This window comes from Pseudomonas sp. MYb118 (assembly GCF_040947875.1).
Taxonomy (GTDB): domain Bacteria; phylum Pseudomonadota; class Gammaproteobacteria; order Pseudomonadales; family Pseudomonadaceae; genus Aquipseudomonas.
In genome coordinates, this window is record NZ_JBFRXN010000002.1 from 422,157 (window position 1) to 443,070 (window position 20,914).

The following is a 20,914-nucleotide window of genomic DNA, read 5'->3' on the forward strand; positions in this document are numbered from 1 at the left end:
CTCAACCCGCCATTTTGTGTACCCAGGACTGGGTCTGCCCCAGCGCCTGGACGGCGGACACTTCCTTGAAGGTGTGGAAATCCAGGCTGTCGACCACCAGCTCCTGCACCAGCTCGGCGAACACCTGCATGGCAGGCGTGCCGAAGTAGGCGGTCATGGCTTGTTGATGGCTCCAGAAACCGGACACCAGCCACAGGTCAGGATCACCTTGCGAATGCTGCAGGGAAAAGCTCAGGCAGCCGGGGGCGCTGCGGGTCGGTTCGATCAGCGCACTCAGGCGCGCTCCCAGTTCCGTCGAGCGCCCTGCCCGGGCGCGCACAAAAGCCATATGACTGTGTGTAGACATGTTCAACCCTCCGGGGTACGCGGGAGGCAGCCGTGGGACGGGCTGCGACAGGATCAAAGGTTAATCGCCGTGGCGCTGGCGCGTTAGTCGATTCCTGCCGGCTTTTTGCACATTCCTGCGAAGCTGTTTCCAGCACCTGTAACAATGTGTAAAACCTGTCATGGGACTGCAACAACGAGTTCTGTAGGAGCGAGCATGCTCGCGATGGTGGCCAACGATGACGCTGGGCACCTGATACTGCGCGGTGTTCGGGCGTTCATCGCGAGCATGCTCGCTCCTACAGGGAACCTGGGTGAGCCGTCCCCGTGCAGAATCAGGCAAGCATTTCGCAGGATGTGTCTACCGCTTCTTCTTGCACAAACTTATGCTCAACTGACTTTCACCGCTGTTGCGAGGATGCCCGGCATGACGTCGTTCGATCACCTTCAAGCCCCGCTGGACGCCGACCTGGAAAAACAACGCGTGGAACTGGCCGACATCATCCGGCGCACCACCAGCGAGGATGGCAACTACGCCACAGCGGTCGATTCACTGTTCATGTCCCGTTACAGCCAGTCCCATGACTTTGCCTCGGTGCTGGCGCAACCGGCGCTGTGCATCATGGCGCAGGGGCGCAAGGAAGTACGGCTGTCGGATGAGATCTTCAATTACGACCCGCTCAATTACCTGGTGGTGTCGGTTTCGATGCCGCTGAGCGGTCGGGTGGTGAATGTCACGTCCGAGGAGCCGATTCTGGCCGTGCGCCTGGACATCGACCCGGCCGAAATCACCGCCCTGATCGCCGACGCCGGCCCCATGGGCGTACCGACCCGCCCCACCGGGCGCGGCCTGTATGTCGAGCAGATCGACACGGCGATGCTCGACGCCGTACTGCGCCTGGCCCGCCTGCTCGATACCCCCAAGGACATCGCCATGCTCGCGCCGTTGATCCGCCGCGAGATTCTCTATCGCCTGCTGCGCAGCCCCCAGGGCCATCGCCTGTACGAAATCGCCATCGCCAACAGCCAGAGCCACCGCATCAGCCAGGCGATCAAGTGGCTCAACGGCAATTTCGAGCAGCCGTTGCGCATTGACGAGCTGGCCCGGGAGGTGAACCTGAGCGTGTCGACCCTGCATCACCGCTTCAAGGCGATGACGGCGATGAGCCCGTTGCAGTATCAGAAACAGTTGCGCCTGCAGGAGGCGCGGCGCTTGATGCTGGCCGAAGGGCTGGAGGCTTCGGCGGCGGGGTATCGCGTCGGTTACGAAAGCCCGTCGCAGTTCAGCCGCGAGTACAGCCGGTTGTTCGGCGCGCCGCCATTGCGGGATTTGGCGCGGTTGCGGTTGTCGGTTTGATCCGGTTTTTGTGTTGGGGCTGATGGCCTCATCGCGGGCAAGCCCGCTCCTACAGGGGTTTGTGTTGAATTCAATTTCCGACAACACCCCCACCCCTGTGGGAGCGAGCCTGCTCGCGATGGTCGCAAGGACGACGTGGGCTGCCTGACACTCCACGGCGTTCTCAGGCTCATCGCGAGCAGGCCCGCTCCCACAGGGTGTGGTGTGGGCGGCGTCAGACAGCGCGTATCACATGCTTGATTTCCTGAAACGCCTGCAACCCCCACGGCCCCAGTTCGCGGCCGATGCTGCTCTGTTTGTAGCCACCCCAGGCGGTCTGCGGGAAGATCACCTGCGGCGCGTTGATCCACACCAGGCCTGCCTGCAAGGCATTGGCGACGCGATCCGCCGCCTCGGCATCACGGGTCACCACGCTCGCGACCAGGCCGAACCGGCTGTCGTTGGCCAGCGCAACCGCCTCGGCTTCCTGGCTGAAGCGGCGCACGCAAATCACCGGGCCGAAGATCTCTTCACACCACAGCGCACTGTCCAGCGGCACGTCGGTGAACACCGTCGGTTGCAGGAAGTAGCCACGCGTCAGGTGCGCCGGGCGGTTGCCGCCACAGACCAGCTTCGCCCCGGCATTGAGGCCACGGTCGATGTGCCCGAGCACCCGCTGGTATTGCGCCTGGTTGACCAGCGCGCCCATTTCCACGTTCGGCTCGAACGGGTCGGCCACGCGGATCGCTTCGGCGCGGGTCTTCATACGCGCGAGGAACTCATCGAACAGTGTATCGGCCACCAGCACGCGGCTGGTGGCTGAACACATCTGCCCGGCGTTGAAGAAGCCGCCACCACAGGCAACCTCCACGGCCAGGTCGAGGTCGGCATCGGCGAGCACCAGCAGCGAGGATTTGCCGCCCAGTTCCAGGCTCACGCCCTTGACGGTTTCGGCCGCGCGTTGCATGACCTGCACGCCCACCGCATTGCTGCCGGTGAAGGACACCTTGGCGATGCGCGGGTCCGCGGTCAGCGGTGCGCCCACGGCCAGGCCGGTGCCGCAGACCACGTTGAGCACGCCCTTCGGTAGCCCGGCCTCGGCGATGATCGCGGCCAGTTCCAGCTCCGGCAGCGGCGTGACCTCGGACGGCTTGAGTATCACGCAGCAACCGGCGGCCAGTGCCGGGGCGAGTTTCCAGGCGGTGGTGACCATCGGGAAATTCCACGGCACGATCAGCCCGATCACGCCGCACGGCTCACGACGCAGCCGTGCGCTGAAGTCATCGGTCGGCAGTTCGACGCTGCTGTCCTGGCGTGCGTCGAGGCCTTCGGCCAGGCCGGCGTAGTATTCGAAGGTGGCGATCACATCATCGACATCAATGGCCGCCTCGAACTGCGGCTTGCCGTTGTTGCTCGACTGCAAGTGCATCAGTTGTTCACGACCGGCCGCGACCCCGGCGGCAATCCTGCGCAACAGTGCGCCGCGCTCGGCACCGCTGGTCGCGGACCAGCCCTTGAAGGCAGCGACGGCGGCGCTCACCGCCTGCTCGACCGCCTGCGCGTCACCGCCATTGACCGTAGTCAGCAGCGCTTCGGTGGCCGGGTTGATCACCCGCAGGTGTTCGTTGCCCGCGGACCATTGGCCGTCGATGTACAGGCCGTCGAGTGTGGTCGGGAAACTCATTGCGACACCGCCTTGGTCCATTGGCTCTGGTCGATTTCAATCAGGGTCGGGCCCTGACGGTCGGCGGCGGCACGCAGGGCGCTACGCAGTGTTTCGACATCGCTTGCGGCTTGCGCGGCGCAACCCAGCGCCGTGGCCACGCCGATGAAGTCCGGGGTGTAGATGTCCACGCCGACCGGCTCGATGGCGCGGTTGACCATGTATTTCTTGATCTCTTCGTAGCCCTGGTTATTCCACAGCAGCACGATCACCGGCGTACGCGCCTCCACGGCACTGGCCAGTTCCGGCAGGGTGAATTGCAGGCCGCCGTCGCCGATCAGGCACACCACCGGCGGGCGCGCGCCGCCTTCCATGCGGCCACCGAGCCAGGCACCGATCGCGGCCGGCAAGGCATAGCCGAGGGTGCCGTAACCGGTGGACGAGTTGAACCAGCGGCGCGGGTGCTGCGGGTTGAAGGTCAGGTTGCCGGTGTACACCGGTTGCGTCGAATCGCCGACGAACACCGCCTGCGGCAACTCGTGCAGCACGGTTTCGAGGAATCGGGTCTGGGCCAGTGTCGGCGCGTCCCAATTGTCCGCCAGTTCCTGGCGCAAACGGGCGGCACGCACCTGGCCCCAGTCGGTGCGGCGCTCGGCCAGGACCTTGTGCGACAGCGCGCTGAGCAAGGCCTGCGCGGCGTTGCGCGAGTCGGCCACCAGGGCCAGGTGCGGCGGATAGTTGCGTACGGTCTGGTCGGGGTCGATATCGATACGCAGCAACTTGCCAGGAATCTCGAAACCACCGGCAAAGGTCACGTCGTAGTCGGTCTCGGCCAGTTCGGTGCCGATGGCCAGCACCACGTCGGCCTCGGCCACCAGGGCGCGGGTCGCCACCAGGCTCTGGGTCGAACCGATCAGCAGCGGGTGCGTGGATTCGAGCATGCCCTTGGCATTGATGGTCAGCGCCACCGGAGCATCCAGCAGCTCCGCCAGCTTCGTCAGTTCGGGCGCCGCGTCGATGGCCCCGCCGCCGGCCAGAATCAGCGGCTTTTTGGCACCGGCCAGCAGGTCGGTCATGCGGCTGATCGCGGTGGGCGAAGCACCGGCGCGCTCGATGTGCACCGGCAGACTGGCGAGCAGGTCGTCGGCGTCTTCGACCAGCACGTCCAGCGGGATTTCGATGTGCACCGGACGCGGACGCCCGGCCTGGAACAGGGCGAAGGCGCGGGCCAGCACCGCCGGCAACTCCGAGGCCGACATCAGGGTATGGGAGAACGCCGCGACACCGGCGCACAGTGCGCTCTGGTTCGGCAACTCGTGGAGCTTGCCGCGACCACCGCCCAACTGGCTGCGCGTCTGCACACTGGAGATCACCAGCATCGGGATCGAGTCGGCGTAGGCCTGGCCCATGGCGGTGGTGATGTTGGTCATGCCGGGGCCGGTGATGATGAAGCACACCCCCGGCTTGCCGCTGGTGCGGGCATAACCGTCGGCCATGAAGCCGGCGCCCTGTTCATGACGCGGCGTGACGTGGTTGATGCGCGAACGGGCCAGCCCGCGATACAGCTCGACGGTGTGCACGCCGGGAATGCCGAACACCTGCTCGACCCCGTAACCTTCGAGTAACTTGACCAATACTTCGCCACACGTCGCCATGTCTTTGCCCTTCTTGTTCGTTTGAGACGCCGGGCCTGCGCAGTGTTTATGATGAGCGGGCAGGTCCAGGGATGGCCTCATTGGAACGGTCGACACGTTGCCGCAACAATGGATAAAAAATCATGCCAGCCATGTCCTTACGTCATACCTTGGGTCTCAATGAAACGACTGCCTCCCCTGCCGGCGCTGCACACTTTTCTGATTACCGCGCAGTGCTGCAACTTCACCCGTGCCGCCGAGCAACTGTTCATCACCCAGGGTGCGGTGAGCCGACAGATCGCCGGGCTGGAAGCGCACCTGGGTTATGAGCTGTTCATTCGCCAGGCCCGCGGGCTGGACCTGACCGCACAAGGCAAGGAATGGCTGCCACGGGTGCAGCAGGTGTTCGACCTGATCGCCGAGGGTGTCGAGCAGATCGGCGAACCGCGTGAAACCCTGCAACTCAAGGCGCCGACCTGTGTCATGCGCTGGCTGTTGCCGCGTTTGTTGCAATGGCAGAAAGAACGGCCCGATGTGCCGGTGGCGCTGACCACCACGGTCAAACATGGCGTGGATTTTCACCGCGAGCCGTTCGATGCGGCGGTGGTCTATGGCGCAGCGCCCGACAGTGCGCTGGCGTCCAGCCTGTTGTTCGACGAGCAACTGACGCCGGTGTGTTCGCCGCAGATGGCGTTGCAGTCACCGGCCGATTTGCAACAGCACCTGCTGCTGCATCCGACACGCGATGAACGTGACTGGAATGCCTGGTTGCAAGCCGCCAACCTCCAATTGAGCAACGCCCGCGCCCAGCACTTCGAGACCCTGGACCTGGCGATGTCGACGGCCTCCCAGGGCATGGGCGTGGCCATCGGCGACTGGTCGCTGATCGGCGACGACCTGAGCGCCGGGCGGCTGGTCATGCCGTTTGAATTGAAGGTCAGGACCGGGCTGGCGTACTACCTGGTGTGCCCGGAAAAAGCCACGCCGTCGGCGCCGTTGCGTGAGTTGATGGGGTGGTTGGTGGAGCAGGCGCGTAGTCGCTGAAGCATGCAATTCCCCTGTGGGAGCGGGCTTGCTCGCGATGGTCGTTAACGATGACGCGGGGCATCAGGTACCCCTCGTCGTCTGGACCACCATCGCGAGCAAGCTCGCTCCTACAGGGGGCCGTGTGTGATCACCTGTGGGAGCGAGCCTGCTCGCGAGCTTTTTCAGTAGCCGACCGTAAACCGCTGCCGCGAATGCTTCGGCGCTTCCACCTCATTGATCAGCGCAATCGCATAATCAGCAAAGGTAATCCAGCTACGCCCCGCACTGCTCACCAGCAGGTCATCCTTGCCCAGGCGAAACGCGCCGGTGCGCTCACCTTCGACGAACTCCGCCGACGGCGACAGGAATGTCCAGTCCAGTTGCTGCTCGCGGCGCAGGTCGTCGAGGAACACCGCACCGGCACTCGCCTCGGCCCGGTATTCCTCGGGGAAGCCTTCGCTGTCGATCACCCGGGTACCGCCCGGCAACAGCAAGGAACCGGCACCGCCGACCACCAGCAGGCGTTTCACCCCGGCTTTTTTCACAGGCCCAAGCACCGCAGCGCTGGGGATCGTGGCGAAGTGGGCCGCACTGATCACCACATCACTGCCCGCCACTGCCGCTTGCAGGACGTCGGCATCCAGCACGTCGACGTTCTTGCTGACCACGCCGGCGCGTTCGCCGATCTTCGACGTATCGCGGGCAATGGCCGTGACGCTGTGACCGCGTCGCAGGGCTTCTTCCAACAGTTGGCTGCCGGCGCGGCCGGTGGCACCGATGATTGCGATGTTGCTCATGACGTACTCCAGTTGGCTTGAATGGGTTGTGGGTGATCAGCCGTGGCGCGTTACCACTTCATCTCGCCCTTGGCGACCTTGGCGCTCAGCTCCAGCGAGCTGTCGTCCCCCAGGTTCGGGAAGCGTTTTTTCATGGCGGCGACCAGTGCAGCGCTGTCCTTGGCCTTGGCGGTTTCTTCGTCGAAGGCCTTGATGTAATCCGCGGTGAAGCGCACGGCCGCCAGCGAGCGGGCGCTGTCACCCAGGTAATGGCCCGGCACGACGATGTTCGGCTTGAGGCTTTCGATAGCGTGCAGCGTAGCCAACCAATCGGCATGGGACTGTGCAGTCTGGGTATCGGCCATCCATACGTGGATGTTTTCGGCGACGACCACGCCACCCACCACGGCCTTGATCGACGGGATCCAGACGAAGGTGCGATCCGGTTGCGCGCCTTCAAGGCCCACCACCTGCAATTTCTGCCCTTCGAGCATCAGGCTGTCGCCCTTGAGCACGCCCGGCACCAGGGTCTTGCCGGGCGCATCGGCGCCCATCTTCGGTCCCCAGTAGGCCAGCTTGCCCTCCACGGTTTGCTTGATGTGATCCACGGTGGGCTGCGAGGCGAGCACCTTCGCTTCGGGGAACGCCGCCGTCAGGGTGTCCAGACCGAAGTAGTAATCCGGGTCGCCGTGGCTGATGTAGATGGTGGTCAGGCGCTTGCCGCTGGCGCGGATTTTCTCCACCACCTGGGCGGCCTGCTCGCGACCGAATTGCGCGTCCACCAGGATCGCGTCCTTCTCGCCGCTGACCAGCACCGAAGTCACGGGGAAGATCGCCTTCTCACCGGGGTTGTACACGTCCAGGCTCAGGGTGGCAGCGCTGGCGTGGGCGGCGAAAGCGAAAGCGGCGGTGGCCAGGAGGATGCGTTTGAACAACATGTGAAACTCCATTAAATGAATTCGATCCCGTCCCCTGTAGGAGCGAGCTTGCTCGCGATGGCGGCGTATCAGCCACCATCATTTCCGACTGATACACCGCTATCGCGAGCAATCGAGCGTCGACCGGCTGCTCCTACAGGGCGGGCAGTGTTGCCAGGAATGGAGCAGAGCTTAGTTGGCCAACTCAGTACAAAAAATGCGATGCTGGGACATAGTTTGTTTCTGAAACCGGGCAAATCATGGATCGTCTACAAGCAATGCGCGTGTTCGTCACGGTGGTCGACCTGGGCAGCCAGTCAGCCGCCGCCGATCACCTGGAGCTGTCACGGCCGGTGGTTTCGCGTTATCTCGCGGAGCTGGAAGACTGGGTGGGCGCGCGCCTGATGCACCGCACCACGCGCAAATTGAGCCTGACCACCGCCGGCAGTGAAATCCTGCCGCGTTGCCGGCAGATGCTCGAACTGTCGGCCGACATGCAGGCCGCCGTCAGCGAGCCCGACGACGCACCGCGCGGCCTGCTGCGGATCAGTGTCAGTACCTCGTTCGGCCAGGCGCAACTGGCCGACGCGGTGGCGGCCTACGTCAAGCGTTACCCCGGCGTCAGCATCGAATTGCAGATGCTCGATCGCACGGTGAACCTGGTGGACGAACGCATCGACCTGGCCATTCGCACCAGCAACGACCTCGACCCCAACCTGATCGCCAGGCGGCTGACCGTGTGCCGCTCGGTGGTCTGCGCCGCACCCGCGTACCTGCAAGAGCACGGGGCGCCACAGCGGGTCGAGGACCTCAGCCAGCACAATTGCCTGACCCATGCCTACGTCGGCAAAAGCCTGTGGCATTTCGAACAGGACGATGAACCGCTGTCGATCCCCGTACAGGGCAACATCAGCGCCAACGAAGCCAGCACTCTGCTGCGCGCCACCCTCGCCGGCGCCGGGGTGGCGATGCTGCCCACCTACCAGGCCGGAGTGCACCTGCAAAGCGGCGAACTGCTGCGCCTGCTGCCCCACGCCGAACCCCGGCAGATGAACATCTACGCGGTGTACGCCTCGCGCAAGCACATGCCGGCGGCGCTGCGCAGCCTGCTGGATTTTCTGGTGGAGAGGTTTCCCCTGGAACCGGAGTGGGATAAGGGTCTTTAAACACACACATTCCTACTGTGGGAGCGAGCCTGCTCGCGATGACGGCCGATCAGGCGACGCTGAATGTCAGTCCGCCATCGCGAGCAGGCTCGCTCCCACAGGATTTGGCGGATATCAACGCTCTGAATACCGCATCACACGCAAACCATCATCACTGGCAACCCACCACCACTGACCTATGCTCAAGGTAGTACCCATGGGTATTCGTTCAGAGGTCAACGCCATGAACATCAAAACAAGAAGATACCTCGCGATTTTCCTGACCTGCGCCGCCACGCTGGCGCTGTACGGAACCGCCGCCTGGCGCGTCGAGCAGTTGCGGCAACTGCCCCGCGACTACGCCAGCTGCAACTTCGAGCGTTGCATTCCCCACAACGCAACACTCAACGCTCTGCGGTAACGAACGCCGTCAGCTTTCGTTACCCTGATCGGCCTTCAAGCGGTCGCGGAAGGTCTTGGGCGAGATCCCCACCCGGCGTCGGAACAGGCGCGTGAAGTTGGTCGGATCGGAAAACCCCAACACATCGGACATTTCGTAGATGGTCATGCTGGTGTAGGTCAGCAACCGCTTGGCCTCCAGCAATTGCCGCTCGTGCACGATCTGCAAGGCCGGCTGTCCCGCCAACTCGCGGCAGGTGCTGTTGAGGTGGGACACGGAAATCCCCAGGCGATGGGCCAGGTCCTCGACCTTGACGTGCTGGCGATAGGTCTCTTCCACCAGTTGAATAAACCCGTTGAGGTATTCCCGCGTCCGCTGCGGGCGCTGAGTGGCGCTGCGACGCTGCAGCGCCTGGCGGCTGACCCACACCAGGATCACGCTGACCAGCGAATGCATGAGCATTTCCCGCGCCGGTTGCTGGCGGGTGTATTCCGCCTGCAAGGCATTGAACAGGCTGTCGAGGTAGGCACTGTCCGGGCCCGCCGGGTAACTGTCGGCCAGGGCCAGGGCATTGATCGAGTGCCCCAACTGCGCCTGGAGATGAGCGACCAGCGGCGCGGCCAGGGTCACGACAACCCCTTCGACATCTTCGGAAAAACGATAGCCATGCACCGATAACGGCGGCAGGACCAGCAAGGTCGGCTCACTCAACTGTGTGCGTTGTCCTTCGATTTCAAGCTCTGCCTGACCTTTGAAAACGAAGAGCAACTGGCATAAATCGGCGTGGCGATGGGGTTTGATTTCCCATTGGTGTTCACGACTGCGGGTGGAGATGGTTTCGCAGTGCAATAGATCAGGCGTCGGCCAGTCCAGGCTTTCACCGTACAACTTGAATACCGGTATCGAAGGCAGGTCAGGCTTGTTCATCACTTCAATCCAGGCCTCGCAGGTGGCGGGCGATAATCGCACCGATTGACGGAATGCACAGTTTACGCCCCAGTTTTCACCCTCAATCGGCAGGCTCGCAAGTGAAAAATGCGTCGGACTTTCATACGCGGCTATCGAATAGCTTGCTACCGACTTACACTGACAGGCATTCCCGAGCGCCTTGTGCCTGGCGCGCCTTTCACTGCCCACAGGTTTTACCGTGACCAATCTGAACCAGCCCGACACGCCTAGACCGGCCATTCGCAATGTGCTGATCGCGCTGATGCTGGCGATCTTTCTCGGTGCGCTGGACCAGACCATCGTTGCCGTGTCGATGCCGGCCATTTCCGCACAGTTCAAGGATGTCAGTCTGCTGGCGTGGGTGATTTCCGGCTACATGGTGGCGATGACCGTGGCGGTGCCGATCTACGGCAAGCTCGGCGATCTGTATGGGCGGCGCAAGTTGATGCTGTTCGGCATGGGGCTGTTCACCCTCGCCTCGTTGTTCTGCGGCATGGCCCAGAGCATGGAGCAACTGGTGCTGGCGCGGATTTTCCAGGGCATTGGCGCCGGCGGGATGATTTCGGTCAGCCAGGCGATCATCGGCGACATCGTGCCGCCCCGCGAGCGCGGTCGCTACCAGGGCTACTTCAGCAGCATGTACGCGGTGGCCAGCGTCGCCGGCCCGGTACTCGGCGGCTACATGACCGAATACCTGTCCTGGCGCTGGGTGTTCCTGATCAACCTGCCGCTGGGGCTCGGTGCGTACTGGGTGGCCCGGCGCAATCTGGTCGGCCTGCCGATTCCCCAGCGTAAACCCGTCATCGACTACCTCGGCACGCTGTTGATGATCATCGGCCTGACCGCGCTGCTGCTCGGTATCACCCAGGTCGGACAGGGGCACTCGTGGCGCAGCGATGAAGTGCTCGGGCTGTTCGCCGCCGCGGTGATGATACTGGCGATATTCGTCTGGCATGAGCGCCGTGCACGGGAGCCATTGTTGCCGATGCACCTGTTCGCCAACCGCGCCGCGCTGCTGTGCTGGTGCACGATTTTCTTCACCAGCTTCCAGGCGATTTCGTTGATCGTGCTGATGCCGTTGCGCTTCCAGAGCGTCACCGGCGCCGGCGCCGACAGCGCGGCGCTGCATTTGCTGCCGTTGGCGATGGGCTTGCCGATTGGCGCCTATTTCGCCGGCCGTCGCACCTCGATCACCGGGCGCTACAAACCGCAGATTCTCGCCGGTGCGATCCTGATGCCGATCTCGATCCTCGGCATGGCCTTCAGCGCCCCCCAGGCCCTGTGGCTGAGCAGCCTGTTCATGTTGCTCAACGGGATCTCCGGCGGCATGCAGTTCCCCACGTCGCTGGTCGGCACACAGAACGCCGTGGATCAGCGCGACATCGGCGTCGCCACCAGCACCACCAACCTGTTCCGCTCCCTGGGGGGCGCGGTGGGCGTGGCGGTGATGTCGGCGCTGTTGCTGGCGTTGTTGCAGCAATCGAGTTTCTCGCACCTGGCGGGTTCGACACTGCTGGCCGAAGGGCACTCCGGCAACGTGCTGCTCGACGGCCTGAACGCCGCACCGGGAGATGCGCAGAATGCCCTGCGTGCGGAATTGCTGTTGACGTTCCGGCATTTGCTGATGGTCAGCGCGGGGGTTTCACTGCTGGGGCTGGCGGCGGCGATTGCGATGCCGAACCGGTTGTTGCGGGGGCGTGAGGATAAGGTCAGGTAGACCGGGGCGCGCCTATCGCGAGCAGGCTCGCTCCCACAGAAGATCGCCAGTGTTCATAAATCCAATGTGGGAGCGAGCCTGCTCGCGATGGGCACACCTCGGTTTCAAGGACTGTAATACCCCACAGCCACCAGGAAATGCCCGACCTTTTTCAGGTAGGCATGTTTGTCCTCGACCTTGCCGGTCACCGGGTTTTTCCACTTGTAGCTGTATTCGCCGTATTCCTGCTGGCCGATCAGAGCCAGGATCGGTTCACCCACCGGCTTGCCTTCCGGGTCCTTGATCTTGCCGAAATCGGTGTTGACCAGGCGCAGGTTGGTGCCATGGGCGACGTAGCGCTGGGTGTCGAGGTCGACGACGAACACGTACAGGTCGTCCTGCAGGTAACCGCCCTTGAGCGAGTTGATCGCGCTCAGCGTGCCCTTCTCGTCTTTGCCAAGGTCGGTGGCCGCCTTGTTCAGCAGTGCCATGGCCTGCTCCGCCGAGGCACGTGGCAGGTAGTAGCCCACCGCGAGGATGCGCTGGCCGATTCGCTGGTAATACACGTGCTTGCGCTCGACCTTGCCATCGCTCCAGTTCTGCCAGCGGTACTCGGCTTCCTGGATGCCGTTGCCTTCCGGCACTTTCAGCGCGTTCTTGAAGGCTTTCTGCAGATCCGGCCCGAGCACCTGGGAGACATCACGGCCGATCAGCGCCGAGGATGGCCCGCCGCTGGCGAGCATCACGCCCTGGGTATCGACCACGAACACATAGCGGTCCTTGTCGACGAATTCGCCTTGCCGGCTGAACGCGGCAAACGCCTTGTCGCCGTTGTCGTGGTAGTAGGCCAGGGCCTTTTCCAGCAGGGCGATGGCTGCCTTGCTGTCATCCTTTTCGGTCGCGGCCGCCTGTGCCTGTAGCGGTCCCAGGCAAAACAACAGCATGCCCCCCAGCAGGGCCAACCTGTGCAAAAACCCCATTGCGCATCCCTCGTTCTGTCAGTGTTTCAAGAGCGTAGACGGCAATGGGGCATGTATGGATATTCAGCAAACCGCAGTAACAACCCTGTGCTTACGGCTTGGCGCGCAACTGCTGCTGCAGGTTCTGGATCTGCGCCTGGAGGGTATTGATGTTACGGGTGATCTGGCCACGGAAGGCGTCGAACTCGGCGGTGCTGGAGACGCCGGGGGCAACGGCCGGACGATTGTCCTGCTCGCTCTTGAGCACGATGATGTCCTGTTCCAGGCGCTCGATGGCGGCGCTCGGGTTGCCCTGTTTTTTCAGGGCGGCGATGTCGGCACCCAGGCTTTTCAACTGGGCGTCGATTTTGTCGGACTCCGCTGGCGCACTTTTCAGCGCCGCCAGTTCACCGCTCAGGGCTTTGACCTGGGCCTGCAATTGCGTATTGGCCGCCTGCTGCTCGGTGTTCTGGGCGCTGGCCTGCGCCAGGCGCTTGTCCAGCTCGGCGGTTTGCGCGGTCATCTGCGCCAGTCGTTTGTCGAGGTCCGAGGCCTGACCGGCCACACCCTGTTGCTGCTTGCCCTGATCCTGCAGGCGGCTTTCCAACTGGCGGATCTGCAACTTCAGCGCTTCGCTGTCGGTGGTGACGTTGGTCTGGCTGGCGACCACCTTGCCGGAAATGTCCTGCAGGCGCCCCGCCGCTTCCTCACTGATGCGCGCGAAGCTTTCCTGGGTCGCCACCAGTTGCTGCTCCATCAGCGAGATCTGCTGGAAACTCCACCAGGCCAGGCCGACGAACGCGAAGAACAGTGCGCCGACCAGCGCCCACAACGGGCCGGTGCTCGCCGCCCTGACCTTGACCACCGGTGGCGTGCGCGAATGCACCGTGGTGCGCGCAGTCGTTGGAAAATCATCGTCATCGAGAACGTCGGCCCGCAGGCTCGGCACGTCGTCGAAGTCGTCGTTGGCATCGTTACGCATGGACATTGAGGCAACCTTTATGGAACGCGGTGATGGCATTATGGGGCCAAGTATAAACCCGTCAGCCGCATGGATTGACCCTTGATTCCCTGGCTCGGTTCAGTATCGGCCCGGCTTGTGTTTCAACGAATGTCCTGCGCCTTCCACCAGCTGCAGAACTCGTCGAGGGCGGCCCACAGGCTGACCTTCGGATCGTAGTCCAGATAATGCCGCGCGCGGCTGATGTCCAGGGTGAAACTTTTGTTCATCACTTGCATGGCCAGGCGCGACAGGGTCGGCTCGGGACGACCGGGCCAGAGCTTGCAAGCGCCTTCGTTGAGCGCCGCCACCGTGTAGGCCAGGCCGTAGGAGCGGTAGCGCGTCACCTGTGGGACATCCATCTGGCGCATCACGTAATTGACCACGTCCCACAGCGGAATCGGCGTGCCGTTACTGATGTTGTAGGCCTTGCCCAGCGCCGAGCCGGTGGCCAGCAAACTGCTGAGCATCACCTCGTTGAGGTTTTGCACACTGGTGAAGTCGACCTTGTTCAAGCCGTTGCCGACGATGGCCAGGCGACCTCTGCGCTGCATCTTCAACAAGCGCGGGAAGATGCTCATGTCGCCGGCACCGGTGACGAAACGCGGGCGCAGGGCCAGGGTTTCGAGGCCGAATTCCTGGGCGCCGAAGACCTTCTGCTCGGCCAGGTATTTGGTGGCGGCATAAGGATGTTTGAAGCGTTTGGGCACCTGTTCCTCGGTCAAACCCAGATGGTCGCGGCCATCGAAGTAGATGGACGGCGAAGACAGGTGCACCAGGCGCCGCACCCGCTGCTTGAGGCAGGCTTCGACCACGTTTTCGGTGACCTGCACATTGCCCTGATGGAAGTCCTGGTAACGTCCCCACACCCCGACCGCCCCGGCGCAATGCACCACGGCCTCGACATCGCGGCACAGTTCACGCGCCAGATCGGGGTCGCTCAAGTCCCCCGGCACGAACTCGGCGCCACGACGCACCAGGTGTTCGACGCTTTCGGCCCGGCGACCGTTGACCCGCACATCCAGGCCCTGCTCCAGGGCGAAACGCGCAAAGCGCCCGCCAATGAAGCCGCTTGCGCCGGTGACCAGAATCTTCATGAGGTTTCCTTCGGAAACAGCTTCAAGCTGCAAGCTTCAAGCTGATGGTTAAAACAGTTCGCAAGCGCTTCACTTGCCGCTTGGAGCTTGACGCTCAGGGTTGCTCCAGAGGCACCAACCAATGCTTCGACGCGCGCACCAATTGCTCCGTGAGCAAGCCCAGCAACTGACCGCCATTGCGCCAATGATGCCAGTACAACGGCACGTCGATGGGCTTATCTGGCAAAAGCTCGCGCAAGAGCCCGCGTTGCAACTGGTCACGAACCTGCAACTCGGGCACCAGTCCCCAGCCCAGGCCGGCTTCGGCCAGGCGCAGGAAACCTTCGGACGACGGACATAAATGATGTTCGAAACCGCCGTCGACACCCAGGGACGCAAGGTAGCGATGCTGGAGGAAATCGTCCGGGCCGAACACCAGCGCCGGCGTTTTCGCCAACCGCTCGGCACGCACGCCGTCTGGAAAATGCCGGGCGATGAACTCGGGGCTGGCCAAGGCGCGGTAACGCATGGCCCCCAGCAACACGCTGCGACCACCCGCCACCGGGCGCTCGCTGGCGCACAGGCAGGCGGCCACTTCGCCGGCCTTCATGCGTTTGAGGCCGACGGTCTGGTCTTCGACCACCAGATCGAGCAAGACATGCTGCTCGGCGCAGAAATCCCCCACCGCCCCGGCCCACCAGGTGGCCAGACTGTCGGCGTTGAGGGCGATACGCAGGCGTTCCGGCAGGCCTTCTTCATCCAGCGCCGGCACCAGGCTTTGCAGGTCGCGCTCGAGCAGGCGCACCTGCTGCACATGGTTGAGCAGGCGCCGGCCGATGTCGGTCGGCGCCGGTGGCGTGGCGCGCACCAGCACCGGCTGGCCGACCCGTGCCTCGAGCAACTTGATGCGCTGCGAGATGGCCGATTGCGACAGGCCGAGCACCTGGGCGGCGCGTTCGAAACCGGCCTGCTCGATCACCGCCGCCAGGGCCGAAAGCAGTTTGTAGTCGAACATCAGTTTTCCTAATGAGCGATCAGTAAGATTGGTTTTTCTTATACAACCTCGGGACGGACAATAGCCAGCAAGAACTCTTCGACAAGGATCACCCCGATGGCTGGCGAAACCTCCCTGGCAACCCTGCTGCGCAGCATGAGCCCGCAGCTCAATGACGGCGAATACGTGTTCTGCACGCTGCCCGATGGTCAGTTGCCCCACGGCCTGGACGTCGTCGGCAGCTTTCGCGAACAGGAAGGCCTGACCGTGATCCTGCCACGCGCCCACGCGCAGCAGGCCGGCTTGAATTTCGACTACGTCGCGGCCTGGATCACCCTCAACGTGCACTCGGCCCTCGAAGCCGTCGGCCTGACCGCCGCCTTCGCCACGGCGCTGGGCCAGGCCGGCATCAGCTGCAACGTGATCGCCGGCTACTACCACGACCATTTGTTCGTCGGCCAGGCCGATGCCGAGCGTGCCATGCAGGTGCTGCGCGAACTGGCAGCCAACGCGGAGTAAGCAGTCATGTGGCAAAGCTATGTAAACGGCCTGTTGGTCGCCGCCGGGCTGATCATGGCGATCGGCACCCAGAACGCCTTCGTCCTGGCCCAGAGCCTGCGGCGCGAACATCACCTGCCGGTGGCCGCGCTGTGCGTGACCTGCGACGCGCTGCTGGTGGCCGCCGGGGTGTTCGGCCTGGCCACCGTGCTGGCACAGAACCCGACCTTGCTGGCCATCGCCCGCTGGGGCGGCGCGGCGTTCCTTTTATGGTATGGCAGCCTGGCGCTGCGCCGCGCCTGCTCGAAACAAAGCCTGCAACAGGGGGAAAACCAGACCGTGCGCTCGTTGCGCGCCGTCATGCTCAGCGCCCTGGCCGTGACGTTGCTCAACCCGCATGTCTACCTGGATACCGTATTGCTGATCGGCTCGCTGGGCGCTCAGCAGACTGAACCGGGCGCCTATGTGGTCGGCGCGGCCAGTGCTTCGCTGCTGTGGTTCTTCACCCTGGCACTGGGGGCCGCGTGGCTGGCCCCGTGGCTGGCACGCCCGAGCACCTGGCGGATTCTCGACCTGCTGGTGGCGGTGATGATGTTCACCGTGGCCACGCAATTGATCACCAGCGCCTGATTTATTCCAAAAGGCTCTGGAACCTCTATTCCACACAGTTGTTGCGTGGTTATGCCGCACCCCCGGTGCTATGATCCGGTTCGATGCGCCGCAAAGAGTATAAACTCCCCGGCGCTTTGTCTGGCCGCCCGTGATCGGCCTTGCGACCACCGCAAACTGACCTGATTAGGAGAATGATCATGGCTTTCGAATTGCCGCCGCTGCCTTACGCCCACGATGCCCTGCAGCCGCACATTTCCAAGGAAACCCTGGAATACCACCACGACAAGCACCACAACACCTACGTCGTGAACCTGAACAACCTGGTGCCTGGCACCGAGTTCGAAGGCAAGACCCTGGAAGAAATCGTCAAGACTTCCTCGGGCGGTATCTTCAACAACGCCGCTCAGGTCTGGAACCACACTTTCTACTGGAACTGCCTGGCGCCAAACGCCGGCGGTCAACCAACCGGCGCACTGGCTGAAGCCATCAACGCGGCTTTCGGTTCGTTCGACAAGTTCAAGGAAGAGTTCAGCAAGACTTCCATCGGCACCTTCGGTTCCGGCTGGGGCTGGCTGGTGAAAAAAGCTGACGGTTCCCTGGCCCTGGCCAGCACCATCGGCGCCGGCAACCCGCTGACCAACGGCGACACCCCGCTGCTGACCTGCGACGTCTGGGAACACGCCTACTACATCGACTACCGCAACGTTCGTCCGAAATACGTCGAAGCGTTCTGGAACCTGGTCAACTGGAAATTCGTGGCTGAGCAGTTCGAAGGCAAAACCTTCACCGCTTAAGCTCGATGCCAGACAAAAAACCCGGCCTTGGCCGGGTTTTTTTATGCCTTCGCCATGCACCCAGGCACCGCAGGCATCCAGATCGCCCGCATTATCGTTGACGCCCATCGCGAGCAGGCTCGCTCCCACAGAAGATCAAGATCAAAAGCGAACCGGGTTCCCCTGTAGGAGCGAGCTTGTCGAGGCGTCGAACCGTCGCGATGGTAGCCCAGGCACCGCGGGCATCCAGACATCCCGCGTTATCGTTAACGACCATCGCGAGCAAGCCCGCTCCCACAGGTAGAGCAGCAGCTTTTGATCCTGCTTTTGATCTTGCTTTTGATCCACCCGCCCCTTCGGCAGGCTGAGTGGAGGCATTCATCCGGGGAATAGGCGCGCAGCGCCGTGCGGCGCAGCCGCACACATCGAGAGGAGGTGCAGCGAAGCAAACCGGAGGCGATGTCCCCGGATGGATGCCGGAGCGAAGGAACCCCGAGCGTCAGCGAGGGGCCGTACGCTGGGGCGAGCGTTTTTGGTTACTTTTGGCGCGCTTGCCAAAAGGGACTCGCCGTAAGGGCGAAACCATCAGCGGCCGTTACCGCAGAAACGGATATGTACACCGTCAGGCCGCCATCGCGAGCAAGCTCGCTCCTACAGGGGGTCAGCGCCCAGCCGCAAAAATGAAACCCACCCCCACTCCCCTTGCCCCCACGCCAGACCCGTCTACCATCAACCTGAAGGAATTTTCTCCCCGCCCCCCTCAAGTTGAAGGACTCGACTACCGAAACAGTACTAATTAGCGCAATTACTCCAGAGAACAGCATTTCGGCCAACCCGCAGGTAAATAATCCTGTGTTCGATTGTCCCTTTGACTGCCATCACGGGATTGCCAATACTCATGGCTACTTGATGCTACCTGCACGGAACAAGGAATGACTCTTTGAAGCTGGAACTCAAGAACAGCTTGTCGGTGAAGTTGCTCCGGGTCGTGCTCCTGTCGGCATTGATCGTCGGCGTGGTCTTGAGCTGCGCGCAGATCGTTTTCGATGCCTATAAAACACACCAGGCCGTGGCCAACGATGCCCAGCGCATCCTCGACATGTTTCGCGATCCCTCGACCCAGGCCGTCTACAGCCTGGACCGGGAGATGGGCATGCAGGTTATCGAAGGCCTTTTTCAGGATGATGCGGTGCGCCAGGCGTCCATCGGTCATCCCAATGAAGCCATGCTCGCGCAAAAGTCCCGCGACTTGCAGGTATCGAGCAGCCGCTGGCTGACCGACCTTATCCTCGGCCAGGAACGCACCTTCACCACTCAACTGGTCGGCCGCGGTCCCTACAGCGAGTACTACGGCGACCTGAGCATCACCCTCGACACCGCCACCTACGGCCAGGGCTTTATCGTCAGTTCGGTGATCATCTTCATTTCCGGCGTGCTGCGCGCCCTGGCCATGGGCCTGGTGCTGTACCTGGTCTATCACTGGCTGCTGACCAAACCGCTGTCGCGGATCATCGAGCACCTGACCGAAATCAACCCCGACCGTCCCAGCGAGCACAAAATCCCGCAGCTCAAGGGCCACGAAAAAAACGAACTGGGGATCTGGATCAACACCGCCAACCAGTTGCTCGAGTCCATCGAGCGCAACACGCACCTGCGCCATGAGGCGGAAAACAGCCTGCTGCGCATGGCCCAGTACGACTTCCTCACCGGCCTGCCCAACCGCCAGCAATTGCAGACGCAACTGGACAAGATCCTGGTCGACGCCGGCAAGTTGCAGCGTCGGGTCGCGGTGCTGTGTGTAGGCCTGGATGACTTCAAGGGCATCAACGAACAGTTCAGCTACCAGACCGGCGACCAGTTGCTGCTGGCCCTGGCCGACCGCCTGCGCGGTCACAGCGGACGTCTGGGTGCCCTCGCCCGCCTGGGCGGCGACCAGTTCGCCCTGGTCCAGGCCGATATCGAACAACCCTACGAAGCGGCGGAACTGGCGCAGAGCATCCTCGACGACCTGGAAGCGCCCTTCGCCCTCGATCACCAGGAAATTCGCCTGCGGGCTACCATCGGCATCACCCTGTTCCCCGAAGACGGCGACAGCACCGAGAAGCTGCTGCAAAAGGCCGAGCAGACCATGACCCTGGCCAAGACCCGCTCGCGCAACCGCTACCAGTTCTACATCGCCAGCGTCGACACCGAGATGCGCCGCCGTCGCGAGCTGGAAAAAGACCTGCGCGACGCCCTGACCCGGGATCAGTTCTACCTCGTCTACCAACCGCAGATCAGCTACCGCGACCAGCGCGTGGTGGGGGTAGAGGCGCTGATTCGCTGGCAGCACCCCGAGCACGGGCTGGTGCCGCCGGACCTGTTCATCCCGCTGGCCGAACAGAACGGCACCATCATCGCCATCGGCGAATGGGTGCTGGACCAGTCGTGTAAACAACTGCGCGACTGGCACGACCAGGGCTTCACCGAACTGCGCATGGCGGTCAACCTGTCGACCGTGCAACTGCACCACGCCGAGCTGCCGCGGGTGGTCAACAACCTGTTGCAGATGTACCGCCTTCCACCGCGCAGCCTGGAACTGGAAGTCACCGAAACCGGCCTGATGGAAGACATCAGCACCGCCGCCCAGCACCTGCTGAGCCTGCGCCGCTCCGGCGCGCTGATCGCCATCGACGACTTCGGTACCGGCTATTCCTCGTTGAGTTACTTGAAGAGCCTGCCGCTGGACAAGATCAAGATCGACAAGAGCTTCGTGCAGGACCTGCTCGACGACGATGACGACGCCACCATCGTTCGCGCCATCATCCAGCTGGGCAAGAGCCTGGGCATGCAGGTGATCGCCGAGGGTGTGGAAACCGCCGAGCAGGAGGCTTACATCATTTCCGAAGGCTGCCATGAAGGCCAGGGCTACTTCTACAGCAAACCCCTGCCGGCACGGGAACTGGGCGCCTACATGAAGCAGGCCCAACGCAGTAACGCGGCGATCCTCTGATCCCCCCACCCCTGTAGGAGCGAGCTTGCTCGCGATAGCGATCTGCCAGGCACACCACCGGCAACTGACCCATCGCGATCGCGAGCAAGCTCGCTCCTACAGGGGAGCAAGTCTCTTCCGAACAGGAAATATTTCCAGCCACAAC

General features: G+C 63.0%; 19 protein-coding genes. 9 read left to right on the top strand and 10 right to left on the bottom strand.

Annotated elements, in window-relative coordinates:
• Window position 1: 1 nt before the first annotated feature.
• Window positions 2–346 (bottom strand): antibiotic biosynthesis monooxygenase family protein, encoded by a 345-nt coding sequence (locus ABVN20_RS07705; protein WP_368555005.1) that lies wholly within the window; start codon window positions 344–346, stop codon window positions 2–4.
• 405 nt (window positions 347–751) lie between these two features.
• Here ABVN20_RS07705 and ABVN20_RS07710 point away from each other — a divergent pair, with 405 nt between their 5' ends.
• The gene (locus ABVN20_RS07710; RefSeq protein WP_368555006.1) at window positions 752–1,681 is read left to right on the top strand and encodes an AraC family transcriptional regulator N-terminal domain-containing protein; all 930 of its coding nucleotides are present in this window, start codon (window positions 752–754) and stop codon (window positions 1,679–1,681) included.
• Between the two features lie 214 nt (window positions 1,682–1,895).
• On the opposite strand, the gene ABVN20_RS07715 is transcribed toward ABVN20_RS07710, so the two are convergent.
• Entirely contained in the window at window positions 1,896–3,344 is a 1,449-nt protein-coding gene (locus tag ABVN20_RS07715; protein ID WP_368555007.1) for an aldehyde dehydrogenase family protein, read from the bottom strand.
• Window positions 3,341–4,978, bottom strand: coding sequence for a 5-guanidino-2-oxopentanoate decarboxylase (locus ABVN20_RS07720; RefSeq protein WP_368555009.1), 1,638 nt, complete (start codon window positions 4,976–4,978; stop codon window positions 3,341–3,343). Before ABVN20_RS07720 ends, ABVN20_RS07715 begins: the two co-directional genes overlap by 4 nt.
• A 159-nt stretch (window positions 4,979–5,137) precedes the next feature.
• Here ABVN20_RS07720 and ABVN20_RS07725 point away from each other — a divergent pair, with 159 nt between their 5' ends.
• A complete protein-coding gene (locus ABVN20_RS07725) occupies window positions 5,138–6,001 on the top strand; it encodes a LysR substrate-binding domain-containing protein (protein ID WP_368555010.1) in 864 nt (287 codons plus the stop codon).
• Window positions 6,002–6,165: 164 nt separating this feature from the next.
• Here the strand turns inward: ABVN20_RS07725 and ABVN20_RS07730 are convergent, their stop codons facing one another.
• Both ABVN20_RS07730 and ABVN20_RS07735 read right to left on the bottom strand, forming a co-directional pair.
• On the bottom strand, window positions 6,166–6,780 hold the full coding sequence (locus ABVN20_RS07730; RefSeq protein ID WP_368555011.1) for an NAD(P)-dependent oxidoreductase: 615 nt from the start codon (window positions 6,778–6,780) through the stop codon (window positions 6,166–6,168).
• 50 nt (window positions 6,781–6,830) lie between these two features.
• On the bottom strand, window positions 6,831–7,697 hold the full coding sequence (locus tag ABVN20_RS07735; RefSeq protein ID WP_368555012.1) for an MBL fold metallo-hydrolase: 867 nt from the start codon (window positions 7,695–7,697) through the stop codon (window positions 6,831–6,833).
• Window positions 7,698–7,936: 239 nt separating this feature from the next.
• Between ABVN20_RS07735 and ABVN20_RS07740 the strand changes: the two genes are divergently transcribed.
• Both ABVN20_RS07740 and ABVN20_RS07745 read left to right on the top strand, forming a co-directional pair.
• Entirely contained in the window at window positions 7,937–8,842 is a 906-nt protein-coding gene (locus ABVN20_RS07740) for a LysR family transcriptional regulator (RefSeq protein WP_368555013.1), read from the top strand.
• A gap of 196 nt (window positions 8,843–9,038) precedes the next feature.
• Window positions 9,039–9,242 (top strand): hypothetical protein, encoded by a 204-nt coding sequence (locus ABVN20_RS07745; protein ID WP_368557740.1) that lies wholly within the window; start codon window positions 9,039–9,041, stop codon window positions 9,240–9,242.
• Window positions 9,243–9,251: 9 nt separating this feature from the next.
• On the opposite strand, the gene ABVN20_RS07750 is transcribed toward ABVN20_RS07745, so the two are convergent.
• Window positions 9,252–10,148, bottom strand: a complete 897-nt coding sequence (locus ABVN20_RS07750) for a helix-turn-helix domain-containing protein (RefSeq protein ID WP_368555015.1) — start codon at window positions 10,146–10,148, stop codon at window positions 9,252–9,254.
• Between the two features lie 220 nt (window positions 10,149–10,368).
• Here ABVN20_RS07750 and ABVN20_RS07755 point away from each other — a divergent pair, with 220 nt between their 5' ends.
• Entirely contained in the window at window positions 10,369–11,886 is a 1,518-nt protein-coding gene (locus ABVN20_RS07755) for an MDR family MFS transporter (RefSeq protein WP_368555016.1), read from the top strand.
• Window positions 11,887–11,990: 104 nt separating this feature from the next.
• Here the strand turns inward: ABVN20_RS07755 and ABVN20_RS07760 are convergent, their stop codons facing one another.
• The 4 genes from ABVN20_RS07760 to ABVN20_RS07775 form a co-directional block, all read right to left on the bottom strand.
• Window positions 11,991–12,845 (bottom strand): cache domain-containing protein, encoded by an 855-nt coding sequence (locus ABVN20_RS07760; RefSeq protein ID WP_368555018.1) that lies wholly within the window; start codon window positions 12,843–12,845, stop codon window positions 11,991–11,993.
• Between the two features lie 91 nt (window positions 12,846–12,936).
• Entirely contained in the window at window positions 12,937–13,812 is an 876-nt protein-coding gene (locus tag ABVN20_RS07765) for an ATPase (protein ID WP_368555020.1), read from the bottom strand.
• A 116-nt stretch (window positions 13,813–13,928) separates the two neighbouring features.
• Complete coding sequence (locus ABVN20_RS07770; protein ID WP_368555021.1) at window positions 13,929–14,921, bottom strand: NAD-dependent epimerase/dehydratase family protein; 993 nt, start codon at window positions 14,919–14,921, stop codon at window positions 13,929–13,931.
• A gap of 94 nt (window positions 14,922–15,015) precedes the next feature.
• Window positions 15,016–15,915 carry a LysR family transcriptional regulator ArgP gene (locus ABVN20_RS07775; RefSeq protein ID WP_368555022.1) on the bottom strand — a complete coding sequence of 300 codons (900 nt, stop codon included), beginning with the start codon at window positions 15,913–15,915 and terminating at the stop codon, window positions 15,016–15,018.
• Between the two features lie 96 nt (window positions 15,916–16,011).
• On the opposite strand from ABVN20_RS07775, the gene ABVN20_RS07780 reads away from it, so the two are divergent.
• From ABVN20_RS07780 to ABVN20_RS07795, 4 genes are all read left to right on the top strand, one after another.
• Complete coding sequence (locus tag ABVN20_RS07780) at window positions 16,012–16,413, top strand: ACT domain-containing protein (RefSeq protein ID WP_368555023.1); 402 nt, start codon at window positions 16,012–16,014, stop codon at window positions 16,411–16,413.
• A 6-nt stretch (window positions 16,414–16,419) separates the two neighbouring features.
• Window positions 16,420–17,022 (top strand): LysE/ArgO family amino acid transporter, encoded by a 603-nt coding sequence (locus ABVN20_RS07785; protein ID WP_368555024.1) that lies wholly within the window; start codon window positions 16,420–16,422, stop codon window positions 17,020–17,022.
• Between the two features lie 179 nt (window positions 17,023–17,201).
• A complete protein-coding gene (locus tag ABVN20_RS07790) occupies window positions 17,202–17,798 on the top strand; it encodes a superoxide dismutase (protein ID WP_103396359.1) in 597 nt (198 codons plus the stop codon).
• A 919-nt stretch (window positions 17,799–18,717) separates the two neighbouring features.
• The gene (locus ABVN20_RS07795) at window positions 18,718–20,769 is read left to right on the top strand and encodes a putative bifunctional diguanylate cyclase/phosphodiesterase (RefSeq protein ID WP_368555025.1); all 2,052 of its coding nucleotides are present in this window, start codon (window positions 18,718–18,720) and stop codon (window positions 20,767–20,769) included.
• Window positions 20,770–20,914 lie beyond the last annotated feature (145 nt).